Below are 15,238 nucleotides of genomic sequence, written 5' to 3' on the forward strand. Positions count from 1 at the left end.
GGCCCGCATGAGCGACTCCCTTGATCTCAGCCTGGACGGTGTAGAACGCCGGTCACTGGCTGACTTCACCGAAAATGCCTACCTCAACTACTCCATGTACGTGATCATGGACCGTGCCTTGCCGCATATCGGCGACGGCCTGAAACCGGTACAGCGACGCATCATCTACGCGATGAGCGAGTTGGGGCTGGACGCCGATTCCAAGCACAAGAAATCGGCGCGTACCGTTGGTGACGTGCTCGGCAAGTTCCACCCGCACGGCGACTCGGCCTGCTACGAAGCCATGGTCCTGATGGCCCAGCCGTTCAGCTACCGCTACACGCTGGTCGACGGTCAGGGTAACTGGGGTGCGCCGGATGATCCCAAGTCCTTCGCCGCCATGCGTTACACCGAAGCGCGGCTGTCGCGTTATTCCGAAGTGCTGCTCAGCGAACTGGGCCAGGGCACGGCGGACTGGGGCCCGAACTTTGACGGCACCCTCGACGAACCGTTGGTGTTGCCGGCACGTTTGCCGAACATCCTGCTCAACGGCACCACCGGCATCGCCGTGGGCATGGCCACCGACGTGCCGCCGCACAACCTGCGCGAAGTCGCGACGGCGTGCGTGCGTTTGCTTGATGAGCCCAAAGCCACGGTCGAACAGCTCTGTGAACACATCCAGGGCCCGGATTACCCGACCGAAGCGGAAATCATCACCCCGCGCGCCGACCTGCTGAAAATGTACGAGACCGGCAAGGGCTCGGTGCGTATGCGCGCCGTGTACCACATCGAAGACGGCGACATTATTGTCACCGCGCTGCCGCACCAGGTGTCCGGTGCCAAGGTGCTGGAACAGATCGCCGCGATGATGCAGGCCAAGCCGTCCAAGGCGCCGCAAATTGCTGACTTGCGCGACGAATCCGACCACGAAAACCCGTGCCGCATCGTGATCATCCCGGGGGCGCGCAAAAACTTTGACCACGATGCACTGATGACGCACCTGTTCGCCAGCACCGAGCTGGAGTCGAGCTACCGGGTCAACATCAACATCATCGGCCTGGACGGCAAGCCGCAGCTGAAAAACCTGCGGGCGCTGCTGGTCGAATGGCTGGAATTCCGGGTGCAGACCGTGCGTCGCCGCCTGCAATTCCGCCTCGATAAGGTCGAGCGTCGCCTGCACCTGTTGGACGGTTTGTTGATTGCCTACCTCAACCTGGATGAAGTGATTCACATCATCCGTACCGAGGAGCACCCAAAAGCCGCCCTGATCGCGCGTTTCGCCCTGAGCGAAATCCAGGCCGACTACATCCTCGACACCCGTTTGCGTCAGTTGGCGCGACTGGAAGAAATGAAACTGCGTGCCGAGCAGGATGAACTGCTCAAGGAACAAGCCAAGCTGCAAGCGCTGCTGAGCAGCGAAGCCAAGCTGAAAAAACTGGTGCGCACCGAGCTGATCAAGGACGCCGAAACTTATGGCGACGACCGTCGTTCGCCGATTGTCGAGCGCGCCGAGGCCAAGGCCCTGACCGAGCACGACCTGCTGCCGAACGAGAAAGTGACGGTCGTGCTGTCGGAAAAAGGCTGGGTCCGTTCAGCCAAAGGTCACGAAATCGACGCCACCGGGCTTTCCTACAAGGCCGGTGACGGCTTCAAGGCCCTCGCAGCCGGGCGCTCCAACCAGTTTGCGGTGTTTATCGACTCCACCGGTCGCAGTTATTCGGTGGCGGCGCACACGTTGCCATCGGCCCGTGGCCAGGGCGAGCCGTTGACCGGTCGTCTGACGCCACCGCCAGGCGCGAGCTTCGAATGCGTGTTGATGCCGGAAGACGATTCGCTGTACGTGATCGCCTCCGACGCCGGGTATGGCTTTGTGGTCAAAGGTGAAGATTTCCAGGCCAAGAACAAGGCCGGCAAGGCGTTGCTGAGCCTGCCGAGCAACTCGAAAGTCATTCTTCCGCGCCCGGTCGCCGATCGCGAGAGCAACTGGCTGGCCTCGGTCACGACCGAAGGTCGCCTGCTGATCTTCAAGATCAGCGACCTGCCACAATTAGGTAAGGGCAAAGGCAACAAGATCATCGGCATCACCGGTGAACGCGTGGCCAATCGCGAAGAATATGTCACGGACATCGCCGTGCTGCCGGAGGGTGCCACTTTGGTGTTGCAGGCCGGGAAACGTACCTTGTCGCTGAAAGCAGACGACCTCGAACACTACAAAGGTGAGCGTGGACGTCGTGGTAACAAATTGCCACGTGGCTTCCAGCGGGTCGATGCGCTGCTCGTCGAAAACCTCAATTAGGCGTCCTAGACCGCTCGATCTACGATTTAACGCGTAGATCGACGCATTGGCGCTGGAGTCGGAACGCATATTCACGGATGATATGGCCTTTCAAGCGCCGGCGTGGCCGAGCGTTCTTCACATTTATTGAGTATTTTCACTGTGGTCAGCCTTGTGGCGGCCACCTGGATGGGACGATGACTGCTCTGCGCCTTCCTTTTATTTTGATGCTCGCTGGCGTTTTAGGCCTGGCGGGTTGCAGCGTTCACCAGCCGGTGTCGCTGTATCAACTGGACAGTGGAAGTCCGGTTGCGCCTGCGCAAAGCGCGGGCATGGCCGTATTGTTGGGCCCGGTAACCGTCGCTGATTACCTGCAACGTGAAACCCTGTTGCAGCGTCAGCCCGATGGCAGCCTTCAGGCGTCGACCGACGGTCGATGGGCCGGGAGCCTGTCTTCGGACATCGATCAGTTGTTGCTGCGTCAGGTAGCCGGTCGTCTGGACAGTCAGCGTGTTGTGCTGGCGCCCGCGACCCTCGGTTTCACGCCGGATGTTCAGGTGCTGCTGACGATTACTCGCCTGGACTCCGGTGAGTCGCAACCGGCCATCCTCGATGCGCAATGGCGTTTGATTGATCGTCGTGGCCAGGTTCGCGACAACCGCATCATTCATTTGCAGGAACAGCACGCGGGCGGCACAGCGGCGCAGGTTCAGGCTCAGGGGGTGTTGTTGCAGCGTCTGGCGGAGCAATTGTCGGTGGCGTTGAAACCATTGGCCAACCAGCCACCGATTGCTGAGGCGCCAAAGAAATCAGCTGCCAAGCCTGTAGCACCGGCGACAGAGCAAGAGAAACAACCGAAGATCCCGATGGCGTCACCGATCCGGACCGATATGGAAGTGTTCAGGTTCTAAGCCTGGACTGATCCAAAGCAAAGCCCGCCTTGTGCGGGCTTTGTTGTTTCTGCAGGTTGGAGGTCTACGGCGCTGCTGACGGCCTCATCGCGAGCAAGCTCACTCCCACAGGGGATCTCTGGCGTTCACAGAGGCGGCGTCCACAACAGATCCCTGTGGGAGCGAGCTTGCTCGCGATGAGGCCAGAACAGACAACAAAAAACCCGCAGACAATCACTCATCTGCGGGCTTTTTTACAGCGGGGGCTAGTGCTTACGCCCGACGCTCATGCATCCGCGCCAACTGCCGCTCCAGCATCGACGGATAAGGCTCCATCAGCCGCTCCACACAGCAAGCCCCCTCAGGGCTGGCAATCGGACGAATCCGTGCGCGCTGACGGATCAGTGCATCGTCACTGATCTTGCGTTCCACCAGCAGCAGGTTGCGGCTGTGTTGCGACAGGGCCAGGGCGTCCTGGGCGGACTCGGTCAGCAGCAAGTCGATCTGACTCATACCGAACAACTCTTCACCCAGCGTCAGACCCAGCTGCAATTGCAGGGTGATGCCGCTGTCCGCGACTTCGATCTGCAACTGATGGCCCAGCGCTCGCAGCAGCTCACCGCAGCAGATGGCGTTGGTCAGGTAGTCGTCGCCGCTGTCTTCGGTGTGGAACAGCATCAGCGTGCTGCCATCGTTCAGGGTATGCAGTTCGCTCTGGTAGAGCGAAGCGGCCTGATCGAGGCAGTCGCGATAGCGTTTCAGCAATTCTTCCAGGCGTGTGCGAGGCAGGCGACGCAGTTGATCCTGGGCGCCCAGTTGCACGGCCAGGACCGCACTGTGTTGCGGCACGTTCGAGATCACCGGTTTTGCCGCCGGTTTCGGCGCGCTGGCGACCGACTCGTCACGCAGATCGGCAAACGCATCATCGTCGTCATCGTCTTCAGCGGTGCTGACAATGTGCCGTGGCGCCGGTTTGAGGGCTGCCACAGGCTTGGTTTCGTCAAAACTCGGGTCACGCAAGTTGCGCACTTCGAAGGTCGGTTCGTTGTCGTCCGCGTCTTCGTAGTCGCTCTCGTCGTACTCGGGTTCTGGCGCTGGCTCGGGTTCGGCCGGCTCTGGTGCGAAATTGGCGTGCAGCTGACGGGCAAGGTCGCCGATTTCATCCTGGCGCTCGGTGGCCGGGGTGTATTCGTCGATATTGCGCAGCCACACGCGCAATTGCAGCAGCGGCGTGGAGATGTGCCGACCCAGGCGCAGGCTCAAGGCCAGGGACAGGGCCAGCAGTATCGCACTCAAAATGCCCATGCTTTGCAGGCTGATGGTCATCGGCTGCTGGAACTGATCCATGTCCAGGCTGATGCGCAGTTGCCCGGCGGTCACGTCCTGGAACGTGATCTTGCTCTGGTACATGCCCTCGGCTTCGCCCAACAGGCTGTGCTTGGGGCGCTGACCGGCTTCGGCGAGGATGCGGTTATCCACGCTATAAATGGCGGCGTGGGCCACCAGTTTATTCTTGGTCAGGTTGTTGAGCAGCACGTTGAGGCTGAGGATGTCGTTGGACACCAACAGCTCCGTGGCGGACGTGGCGGTCTGCGTGGTCAGGCTTTCGCCCAGCGCATCGGCCTGCTCGTGCATGGCCTGCTTGAACTGCAAACCCATCACGCAGGCGTAGATCACCAGGGCCAGAGCGACCAGGATCACGTTATGGCTGGCGATGCGCAATGCAATCGGTACACGGCGATGGCGCAGTGCCCGGAAGATCAGCAGAAAGAAGTTATCGGTTTTTACTGGCGTGGGCCGGTTCACTTGAGCTCGGCTCTTTTGTCCGTGAAGTTGACGCGCAGTATAGCGACAGGCCCTAGACCGGCAAAGCGCTCACGGTGCCCGATGGTCACTGAAAGTGGGTAGAATGCGGTTTTTTTCCACTTGCGGGGGTGCGCCTTGCGCGAAATCGTCCTGATAAACATCACGGGAGTCGACCGTCCGGGTCTGACTGCGGCCATTACCGGCGTTCTGGCCCAGGGTGGTGTGAACATTCTCGACATCGGTCAGGCGGTGATCCACGACACCCTGTCGTTCGGCATCCTGGTTGAAATTCCGGATACCGAGCAAGGCAAGTCGGTGCTCAAGGACATCCTGTTCAAGGGCTACGAGCTCGACCAGCAGGTGCGTTTCACGCCGGTGTCCGAAGAGGATTACCAGCAGTGGGTCGGCAACCAGGGCAAAAAGCGCCACATCGTGACGCTATTGACCCGCAAAGTGACCGCCGGGCAATTGCAGGCCGTGAGTTCGATCACCGCGAAATATGGCCTGAACATCGATCACATCGATCGCTTGTCCGGGCGCATGCCGCTGGACACCCCGGCCGACAAGGGCAAGGGCTGCATCGAGTTTTCCGTGCGGGGCGAAGCGGCCGATCCGCAGGCGCTGCGGGCCGAGTTCCTCAGCGTTGCGCAGGAATTGAACGTCGACATCGCCTTCCAGGAAGATTCACTGTTCCGTCGTAACCGTCGGCTGGCGGTGTTCGACATGGATTCGACCCTGATCGAAGCCGAAGTCATCGACGAACTGGCCAAGGCAGCCGGCGTCGGCGATCAGGTGTCTGAAATCACCGAGCGGGCGATGGCCGGCGAACTGGATTTCCGCGCAAGCTTCAAAGAGCGCCTGGCGCTGCTCAAAGGCCTGGACGTCAGCGTGCTGGACTCGATTGGCGCGTCCCTGCGCCTGACCGAAGGTGCCGAAACCCTGTTCGCCGAACTCAAGCGCCTGGGCTACAAGACCGCCATTCTGTCGGGTGGCTTTACTTACTTTGCCAAGCAGTTGCAGGCAAAGCTGGGTATCGACTACGTGTTTGCCAACGAACTGGAAGTGGTCGACGGCAAGGTGACCGGTGTGGCGGTCGAGCCGATTGTCGATGCGCAGCGCAAGGCGGATCTGCTGCGTGAGCTGGCGCATAAGGAAGGTTTGCGTCTGGAGCAGACCATCGCGGTCGGCGACGGCGCCAACGATCTGCCGATGCTGGCGATTGCCGGATTGGGCGTGGCGTTCCGGGCCAAGCCGTTGGTGAAACAGTCGGCGAAACAGGCGATTTCTACGCTTGGGCTGGATGGCGTGCTGTACCTGTTGGGTTTTCGGGACCGTGACGGGCAGCTCTGAGGTCGTCACGGTCTGAACTGGCCTCATCGCGGTCTTTCAGGCCACACTCACAGCGAAGGCCACAACGAATCAAACACCTCCCCAACGCCGCTCCCCGCGGCGTTGTCGTTTCTACTTGTCTCCAGCGACCGATACGCAAACTGATTAAAACTGTGGGTACTCGCCACCCGCCGATCCAGCCCGGCCCGGCGTTCCTGGCCGTTGGTGTTGATCAGCACCTTGCTGCCTTCCTGAAACGGCAAACGCGGGGCGAGCACGGTGGCGGGCAGGTCGATGGCACTGATCTGCGGTAGCAACAACCCGCGCAAGTACTGGCTGTGGTCATCCCGGTTGCGCACCAATTGCAGCCCGCAAGGCTCGGCGAAGGGCGCAACCTGCTCGATGCCCATTTGCGTACCGCCACCGCGCACCTGACGAATCCAGCGCACGACCGCAATGCTCCAGCCTTTATTGACTGAATCCTCAATCCCGACCATTTCACCGGCCTGTAACTCGGCGGGCACCGCGTTGGGCCAGGCCAGGCAATAACCGCCGGGGCTGTGATTGATGACGGGCAGGGCATAGGTCGGAAAATGCCGGTTGCTGTCGGCCTCTTTGCTGTCGTCATTTTGCAGTTGCGGGTATTCAATTTCTTCGTAGGGCAGCAAGGCATCGGCAGTGCCCTGTGACGCGGCATCGAACGCCTGATGCCAGGGGTCGCTGTCCCGACTGGCCGCAGGCATTGCCGAAAACTGCGCGGGCCGGTGGCCAGGGTTTTTCAACAGGTCGCTGAATGAGCGCTGCCCGCCCAGATAAAAGTGCAGTGCGCTCATCCCCACGCACAGCGTCAACGTACCTTGACCGGCCGTTCGCTGAAAACTGCGCTCGGCCGCTTGACCCCAGGCGGCGTGCAGGTGCTGCAGCGTGTCCACGCTAAGACCCGTGGGTACGGGCAAGGCGTCTTTATTGCCTTGCAAGTGTGTTTCGATGGTGTCGACCAGTGGCTGCGGATCAAACCCCAGCAAACCGGCTTGCTGCCCGGCCCGGAACTTGTTGCGGTAACGCGGGCCAGTGTCGAGGTCCGGCGCGACGGCGAACAATCCATCGGCTGGTAGTTTGACCCGATGACTCCAGGCTTCCAGCGCTTCGGCGAGGCGGGCGATCTGGTTCTGGCGCAATTGATTGCAGCGTGACGCACCCAGCAGCAGGGCGACGGCGTAAGTCTGTTCGATGCTCAGGGAGTGCGTCTGGCTGGCCAGTTCATCGCGCAGGCTCAGGTGTTGCAACCGGTGTTCGCAGCCGATCCGGTACAACTGATGCAATTCCAGCCACACACCGTCCGGCACTGGGCAGTAGAGCTGAGTGGCGCGGATCAACTGACCGTTCAGGCAATGGAGTGCCCGTTGCAACGCTTGCGCCAGCAGTGGCGCACGGTCTTTGCTGAAACGAGGCGTGATTCGGATGACGATCTGTTTGTAGCCGATCGCCAAATGACTTTGCAGGGTCTGGCAAAGGTTGGCGATCTTGCGCGAACGCTCGTCGAGAACAATCGCCTGGTGCAGGAAATGCCGCTCCAGGTGTCTGCAGACGTAATACACCTCGGGCCTGAGCAGCTCGAGCATGGGCAGGCGATTGGCACTCGGTGTCAGCAGTTGGTTGAGTTCACCCAAGGCTAGATAGAGCTGGCGCGCGGTTTCGCCGATGTTGGCTTTGGGCAGGGCGGCGATCCAGCGCTTGAGGTCGCGTGGGGTGGCTTCGCAGAAAGTCAGGCGCAATTGCGCGGGGAGCGGGGCGCTTAGCAGCAGGTGGGGACTGGTTTCATTCATGCCGTGGAAAAACTCCAGCCGGTCAATGGGCAGTGAATGACCTGACTGTAGCAGCTATGTCCATCAGCGCGGGACAACCAGAGCGGTCGCCACCGGGTGTGTATCCGCCCCTCCGAAGATGTTCGCAAGAGCGGATCGGCGGATCAGGCCTTAGGCAGACCCATGCCCTGGCCCATCTGTACCGGCGAACCGGCCGCCAGTTCTTCGGCCCATTTGACCTGGTCTGGCCCGAACAGCACGACAGCGGTCGAACCCAGTTTGAAGCGACCCAGTTCCGCACCTTTCTCCAGATGAATGGGCGCGCGCGCGGCTTCGTCGTAGCGGAAGGTTTTCAATTCGCGTTTCGGCGGCGTGACCAGCCCGGCCCAGACGGTTTCGATCGACGCAACGATCATCGCGCCCACCAGTACCACGGCCATCGGCCCGCGCTCAGTGTCGAAAATGCACGCCACACGCTCGTTGCGGGCAAACAGCTCCGGCACGTTTTCGGCGGTGGTCTGGTTGACCGAGAAAATCCGGCCCGGGATGTAGACCATCTCGCGCAGGGTGCCGGCCAGCGGCATGTGCACGCGGTGGTAGTCCTTCGGCGACAGGTAGATAGTCGCGAAATCACCGCCCATGAACGGCGCGGCGTTGGCCGCGTCACCGCCCAGCAACTCCAGCACGCTGAAGCTGTGGCCCTTGGCCTGGAACACCCGACCGTGTTCGATCGGACCGAGCTGGCTGACTGCGCCATCGGCCGGGCTGAGGATCGCCCCCGGGGTTTCGTCGAGCGGACGAGCGCCGTCCTTCAAGGCGCGGGTGAAGAACGCGTTGAAGTGTTCGTAGGCAGTCAGGTCTTCGACCAGCGCCTGGGACATGTCCACCTGATAACGCTTGGCGAACCAGGCGGTAAAGGCGTTCTTGAACCAGCGCACGCGGCATTCGGCAATGCAGCCGGCCAGTCGCGAGAGCAAGTGATGGGGCAGCAGGTATTGGCTGAGGATAAACAGACGCTTGTTCATTAACTGTCCTTAAACCTTAAATCTCTACGGGGGTGTCGGGGTGGTTGCCCCATTCGCCCCAGGAACCGGCGTAGCCTTTGACCCGCGGATAACCGAGGGATTTGGCCACCAGATAAGTGAAGCCAGAACGGTGGTGAGTCTGGCAGTGGGTAATGACTTCTTTGTCTTTGCTGATCCCTAGCTGTTCGAGGATCTGCGGCATGTCCGTGCGGATGCGCAGGTTACGCGCCTTATCCATGCCGGCAGTCCACTCGAAATTGACGGCGCCCGGAATGTGCCCGGCCTTGGCCGCCAGCACTTTCTCGCCGGAGTACTCCAGCGGCCCGCGCGCGTCCCAGATCGCCAGGTCGGCGGCGCCGAGTCGGCTTTGCAGGTACTCGCGGGTCGCGGTGGGTTCGTCGTGCAGGGTCAATTTCACCGGGCCGCCAACGGGGGCCGGGATCTGGATCGACATCGGCATGCCTTCTGCCAGCCAGGCCGTCAGACCGCCGTCGACGTAGTGATATTTACGGTGGCCGATGACGTCCAGCAGCCAGATAAAACGCCCGGCCCAGCCACCACCTTCGTCGTCATACACCACGTACACCGCATCGGGGTTGTGGCCCAACTCGCCAAACAGCGCTTCAAGTGCCGCTTGCGGCGGCATCAACCCCGGTGCCGGCGCCTGACCGAGTTGCGTACGTTTCGGATCAACAAAACGCGCGCCGGGAATATGCCCTTCGGCATAGCGGGCACTGCTGGTCAGGTCCACCAGAATCAGATCGCGGGCCTCGAGGCGAGGGAGCAAGTCGCTCGGCTCGATCACCAGCGGCAAGCCAGAGAAGTCAGACATGTGAGGTCTCCAGGGCACAAAAGGGTGGATTGTAGCGCAGCGTCATTGGCCGCGGTGGCTAAAGGTGTTCAAGGCTTTCTCAATGCACTGCGCGGTTTTGCCGAAGGCTTGCACGGTGATTTCCGAGAACGGCCCGCCGCCCTGATCCGCCACCACCACCATGATCACCCGACCATTATTGACCAGTGAGCGCAGGATCAAGTGTTCGCCACGGAACTGCGCGCGCAGGTTGCCAGGCAACAACGCCGAGAACTGCGCGGTGTTGGCCGGTGTCAGGCGCACTTGGGCCTGTTGCGAGAGCAAACGTTGTAGCACAGAGCTTTGGCTCACCGCGAAATTCAGCCCGGCCGCTTCTGCTGGCAAACCGGCAACCTGATGCACCCGCAGATTGGCGTGCGTGCGATCAGCCATCAAGATCATGACGCGACGCATGCCGCACGCGACCAGAGCGTCCCGGGCGGAGGTGGTCAAGTGCATCGCGTTGGTGAAGGGGCTTGGCTCCACCAGCAACTCGGCGCATTGGCTGCGCCACTTCGCCAGGTCTTCGGTGGTCGGCGCCGGGGCCGGCAGCAAGGCGGCGTGGACCCGGTTCATGCCCCACGGCCAAAGCAGCGAAACAGCGGGGTGCCAGAGGTCCGGCATGGCATGCAGTCGGGCGCTGTTGGCGGCCTGTTGGTGCAATTGTTGCTGCACGTCGGCCATGGGCATTTGCAGGTAAAGGCTGGTCAGGTATTGCCAGCGCTCGCTGTGCGGGCTGTCCCACGCCTGTTGCGCCGACAGTGCCAGACCGTTGGCCAGCAGCACGGTATTGGCCGGCTGATTGAGCCAGCGCCGCAGGGTCGGATCGTCATCGAGGCGGTTTTGCTGGCGCAACGGATGATCACTATCGCGGGCAATGCGCAGCACTTTGACCAGTTCGCGCTGCTCGGTCAGCAGCAGGCGATAACCCTGTTCTACCCAGATCGGCAGGCGCCAGATGGTCACCAGGGCCTGGCAAATATCCAGCAGGCGCACCCCGAACAACTGCTTTTCGACCTTGCGCGCCGACTCACCTTTATGGATGACCCGCAGTTCCCATTCTTCGAGCAATTGCGGATAGGTCAACGCCATCGGCCACAGCGGCGAGAGGAACAGCAGACTGCCCCAATGAATGTCCTGCCACAGCCGAGCCAGGCGACTGGCAAAAAAACCATTGGCCTGTTGCGTCGCGTGCTGGCTGATCAATTGCAACTGGCGCAAGGCAAGCGGGATCTGCATTGGGGGTTCGGCGGGGAGGCGGGCGAGCAGTTCTTCGGTGCGTTTCAAGCCGAGGCGATTGATCGCCACTTCCAGGTTTTCCGCAGGCTCGGTCATGCTGCCGTGGGTATGGCGATTGGCTTCACGAATGATGCTCAAGGCCAGGGCCGGGCTGTCTTGCATCAATTCGGCGATATCACGCAGTGAGCTGCGGTTATCGGCGATAGCTCTGCAGACACGGTCATGGCTGTCTTGCGGAACCGGCAGGCGCACGCCATCGAGAAGCTTGACCCAGCCTTCTAGAGTGGTCGGTTTTTGAGTGGGAGTGTTCGTCTGGTTAGCCATGGTTGGACGCAATCTTCGTCTGCATTACCTATGCCCGGAGTAGGCTAAATTAGCTTTTCGCTTGAACGGCCTATAGTCTGGCGCAGTTTTGCCGATAAGGAGAAGAAGAGATTTTTCGACCTCCGAATATGACCTTGAACCCGACTCAGTAAGTGCTCTCCTACCTATGGCTAAAATTCTCGGCATCATTGTCGTATTCGCGAGCGTGCTCGGCGGGTACGTGCTCTCCCACGGCAAGATTGCTGCCCTTATCCAGCCTTTCGAGGTGATGATTATCGGTGGTGCAGCCTTTGGCGCATTCCTGCAAGCCAACCCTGGCCACATGGTCAAAAACGTTCTGAAGAAAGCCTTCGGGATGTTCAGCTCGCGCTTCAACCACACCTTTTACCTTGAAGTGCTGGGGCTGATTTACGAGATCCTCAACAAGAGCCGCCGCGAAGGCATGATGGCCATCGAAGGCGACATCGAAGATGCTGCCGCGAGCCCGATTTTCGCCAAGTACCCGGCGGTGCTCAAAGATGACCGCATGACCGCGTACATCTGCGATTACCTGCGCATCATGTCCTCCGGCAACATGGCTCCCCATGAGCTGGAAGGCCTGTTCGACATGGAACTGACCAGCCTCAAGGAAGACCTCGATCACCCGTCCCACGCGGTGAATGGCATCGCTGACGCCATGCCGGGTTTCGGTATCGTCGCGGCGGTACTGGGTATCGTGGTGACCATGGCCTCCCTGGGTGAAAGCGATCAGAAAATGATCGGTGTACACGTGGGCGCGGCATTGGTCGGTACCTTCTTCGGTATTCTCGCGGCGTACGGTTTCTTTGGCCCGCTGGCCCATGCCCTGGCCCACGATGCCAAGGAAGAACTGAACGTCTACGAGGCCATCAAGGCTTCGCTGGTGGCCTCGGCGTCCGGCATGCCGCCATCGCTGGCCGTGGAATTCGGTCGCAAGGTTCTGTACCCGGCGCACCGTCCTAGCTTCGCTGAGCTGGAACAAGCGGTTCGCGGTCGATAGTGCTCTGTTTTGCAAATACGTTCCTTTTTTGGCGAGTGACTGTTGTTGCCAGACAAGGCGCCGAGACGAGTCATAGCTCGCTATGGCGAGGAGCGGCAACGCCGTATGGCGACAACAGGCACCGTCAAAAAGGAACAGTATTTGTGAGACAGAGCACTCTGTATGGAAAATAACCAGCCGATCATCATCAAGCGCGTCAAGAAATACGCGAGCGGGCATCACGGTGGTTCCTGGAAAATCGCTTTCGCGGACTTCGCGACGGCGATGATGGCGTTCTTCCTGGTGCTGTGGCTGCTGTCCACCGCCACCCCGGAACAGAAGATCGCCATCGCCGGTTACTTCAAAGACCCGGTCGGCTTTACCGAAAGTGGCACGCCGTACATCATCGATCTGGGTGGCTCCCCGACCCTGGCGCCGGAGAAAACCCTCAACCCCGAGGTGAAATCCCAGCCGCAGCCAGACCGCGTCACTGTCGACACCGAACAGGTCGAAGGCATGGCCGAGCAGGTCGAGAAGGAACGCCTGGAACTGTTGCTGCAAGAATTGCAGAACAAGGTCGATGAAAATCCGCAGCTGCAGAAATTCAAGGACCAGATCCTGTTCGAGATCACGCAGGACGGTTTGCGTATCCAGATCATGGACGCCGAAAACCGCCCGATGTTCGACTCCGGCAGTGCGCGTTTGAAACCGTACTTCGAAGACATCCTGCTGGCCATGGCCGACACCATCAAAGCGGTGCCGAACAAGATCAGCATCAGCGGTCACACCGATGCCAAGCCGTACTCGGGTACCGGCGATTTCGGCAACTGGGAACTCTCGGCCAACCGTGCCAACGCCGCTCGCCGTGCGCTGGTCGCCGGCAGCTATCCGGATCAACAGGTCGCGCGGGTGGTCGGTTATGCCTCGTCGGCACTGTTCGACCGCGAGAACCCGTTCAATCCGGTCAACCGCCGCATCGACATCGTGGTACTGACCAAGAAAGCCCAAAAGGCCATTGAAGGCTCGCAAGGTGCAGAACCTGCGCCAGAGCCGGCACCAGCCCCGGCAGCACAAGGGCAGGGCGGTCCGGGCGAAGTGCCGGCCAAACCAGTTGACCCGAACGCCTTGCCGGCGGACAAAGAGCCGCTGCCGGCCCATGAGCTTCGTGAGCGTCTGAATATCTTCGAAAACCCGGCACCGAAACCGGCTGAACCGCCGAAGCAGTGACCGACAAAAAAGCCGACAGCGATGTCGGCTTAATTTTTGTGCCTGTCAGAAACCCCGTTGAATACGGTTCTTGAGCTGGTCGTGGAACAGCTCGGCATTGCGTTTGTAGGTGCCATAAAGGGATTCGCTGATTGAATCCAGTGTCATTGAGCGCTTGGTCGCCACTTCCTCTCGATAGGCATCGATGAAAAACTCCAGATCCCTGTCGGTGCTGATCTTGGGCCATTTATCGAGATACAGCGGCAGTTCCGCCGGTTCTGTCTTGAATGAGCAGATCCGTCGATTACTGATGGTCGCTTCACCGATTTCAAACGGCACCCACCACGACAACGCGGTCTTGCCCGAGACCACCGCAATCAGATGCGTACACGCGGTGATGTTGCGGGTGATGACCCCGGTGATGTCGTCAGTGGTCTGTGATTCCGGGTCCAGTACGTCGAAGTAGGTCTTGATGTTGGCCTGAATCAGGCGGGAGTTGATGGCGATGGCGTGGGGGCGGTCGCTATGGCGGTAGCTGATAAACACAGGCATCAGAAATGTCCTTTGATCGCGAGTTCGCGGTAGTAGGCGCCGAGGGCGGTCAGGCGGCAGCCGGTGGAATGCAGGGCGGCGTAGTACATGTGCTCGGCGTCTACCGGTTCGGTCAGGCTATGGCGGTTGCACTTTTGCAGTTGCTTGAAGATGTCGCCGTTGTCGGAATCGAACGCGGCCTCGGTCGGTTCATAACTGGGGTCCAGCGGGAATACGTAGCTAGGTTCGGGGAACCAGTCCTTGAGCTTGCGCAGGGTTTCTTCGGCAATCAGCGGCGTCACTTCCCGCAGCGGCACAAATTGCGAAACGTTGGTCTTGAACACCGGCCGTTGCTCCCATGCCCCTAACGCGTTGTCGACGAACGAATACACGCTACCCGGCGTGACCTTGCCCAGCACATTGGCAGCTCCACCGTGCAGTGCTTGCAGCAGGAGGTCGGTAAACACGCCGTGGCCGCGACCTTCGAGCGCCACCTGGTCTTTCTTGCAGGCAGTGAGAATGGTCAGGCCTTCGCTGATCACGCTGCTACCACCGCGCAACCCGCGCATGGCTGCCGCCGCGCCGGCCTGGCAGCAGTCGAGGATGATGATTTTGTTCTTGATGTGGGGGGCGTTTTCCGCCCAGTTGAGGATGTCGCTGATGCGGATGCCTTCGACGCCTTGGCCGAAATCCTGAGGGATCAGCAGGCCTTCATCGATGCTGGTATCAAATTGGCCGTGACCGGCGAAGTACAGCAGCGCCACATCGCAATCGCCGGAAAACAGACTCTGGATCTGCTGCTTCAGGTTCGTATGAGTGAGGTTTTCCTCCGCCGAAGTCAGGACCTTGCTGCTGAAGTTCGGACGCCCGTTGGCGTGGCGCTCCAGCACCGAGGCCATGGCCATCGCGTCGTTGTTGCAGCCACTCAATGGCGACACATGGGTGTAGTGGTTGATGCCGATGAACAGTCCCTTGCGCATGC

Annotated in this window: 12 protein-coding genes; 6 read left to right on the plus strand and 6 right to left on the minus strand. The window is 60.5% G+C overall.

Translation table 11 applies throughout. The features are described 5' to 3' along the window. The first annotated feature begins 7 nt into the window (after positions 1–7). Together parC and SB725_RS11680 are read left to right on the plus strand one after the other, a co-directional pair. Positions 8–2,275 carry a DNA topoisomerase IV subunit A gene (gene parC, locus SB725_RS11675; RefSeq protein ID WP_027922005.1) on the plus strand — a complete coding sequence of 756 codons (2,268 nt, stop codon included), beginning with the start codon at positions 8–10 and terminating at the stop codon, positions 2,273–2,275. 176 nt (positions 2,276–2,451) lie between these two features. Next, positions 2,452–3,165, plus strand: a complete 714-nt coding sequence (locus tag SB725_RS11680; RefSeq protein ID WP_027922004.1) for a membrane integrity-associated transporter subunit PqiC — start codon at positions 2,452–2,454, stop codon at positions 3,163–3,165. Positions 3,166–3,417: 252 nt separating this feature from the next. Here SB725_RS11680 and SB725_RS11685 read toward each other — a convergent pair whose 3' ends face one another. Then, positions 3,418–4,950, minus strand: coding sequence for an AhpA/YtjB family protein (locus tag SB725_RS11685; protein ID WP_027922003.1), 1,533 nt, complete (start codon positions 4,948–4,950; stop codon positions 3,418–3,420). A 135-nt stretch (positions 4,951–5,085) separates the two neighbouring features. Here SB725_RS11685 and serB point away from each other — a divergent pair, with 135 nt between their 5' ends. Then, positions 5,086–6,300 (plus strand): phosphoserine phosphatase SerB, encoded by a 1,215-nt coding sequence (gene serB / locus SB725_RS11690; protein WP_027922002.1) that lies wholly within the window; start codon positions 5,086–5,088, stop codon positions 6,298–6,300. 340 nt (positions 6,301–6,640) lie between these two features. Next, positions 6,641–6,754 (plus strand): hypothetical protein, encoded by a 114-nt coding sequence (locus SB725_RS11695; RefSeq protein WP_407692654.1) that lies wholly within the window; start codon positions 6,641–6,643, stop codon positions 6,752–6,754. Positions 6,755–8,248: 1,494 nt separating this feature from the next. Here SB725_RS11695 and asd read toward each other — a convergent pair. The 3 genes from asd to SB725_RS11710 are packed head-to-tail and all read right to left on the minus strand — an operon-like array spanning position 8,249 to position 11,522. After that, positions 8,249–9,109: an archaetidylserine decarboxylase gene (asd, locus tag SB725_RS11700; protein WP_027922000.1), complete on the minus strand. Its 861-nt coding sequence runs from the start codon at positions 9,107–9,109 to the stop codon at positions 8,249–8,251. Positions 9,110–9,125: 16 nt separating this feature from the next. Further along, positions 9,126–9,941: a thiosulfate sulfurtransferase gene (gene rhdA / locus SB725_RS11705; RefSeq protein ID WP_027921999.1), complete on the minus strand. Its 816-nt coding sequence runs from the start codon at positions 9,939–9,941 to the stop codon at positions 9,126–9,128. Between the two features lie 42 nt (positions 9,942–9,983). Then, complete coding sequence (locus SB725_RS11710) at positions 9,984–11,522, minus strand: HDOD domain-containing protein (RefSeq protein ID WP_410921782.1); 1,539 nt, start codon at positions 11,520–11,522, stop codon at positions 9,984–9,986. A 166-nt stretch (positions 11,523–11,688) separates the two neighbouring features. Here SB725_RS11710 and motA point away from each other — a divergent pair, with 166 nt between their 5' ends. Beyond that, positions 11,689–12,540 carry a flagellar motor stator protein MotA gene (gene motA / locus SB725_RS11715; protein ID WP_027921997.1) on the plus strand — a complete coding sequence of 284 codons (852 nt, stop codon included), beginning with the start codon at positions 11,689–11,691 and terminating at the stop codon, positions 12,538–12,540. Between the two features lie 162 nt (positions 12,541–12,702). Next, entirely contained in the window at positions 12,703–13,746 is a 1,044-nt protein-coding gene (motB, locus tag SB725_RS11720) for a flagellar motor protein MotB (protein WP_027921996.1), read from the plus strand. Between the two features lie 45 nt (positions 13,747–13,791). Here motB and SB725_RS11725 read toward each other — a convergent pair whose 3' ends face one another. Then, positions 13,792–14,277: a toll/interleukin-1 receptor domain-containing protein gene (locus SB725_RS11725; protein ID WP_027921995.1), complete on the minus strand. Its 486-nt coding sequence runs from the start codon at positions 14,275–14,277 to the stop codon at positions 13,792–13,794. Continuing rightward, entirely contained in the window at positions 14,277–15,236 is a 960-nt protein-coding gene (locus SB725_RS11730) for a caspase domain-containing protein (RefSeq protein ID WP_410921783.1), read from the minus strand. The genes SB725_RS11725 and SB725_RS11730 overlap by 1 nt, the downstream gene beginning before the upstream one ends. Positions 15,237–15,238: the final 2 nt, after the last annotated feature.

It is taken from the genome of Pseudomonas sp. SIMBA_041 (genome assembly GCF_046535095.1).
Classification (GTDB): Bacteria; Pseudomonadota; Gammaproteobacteria; order Pseudomonadales; family Pseudomonadaceae; genus Aquipseudomonas; species Aquipseudomonas mucoides.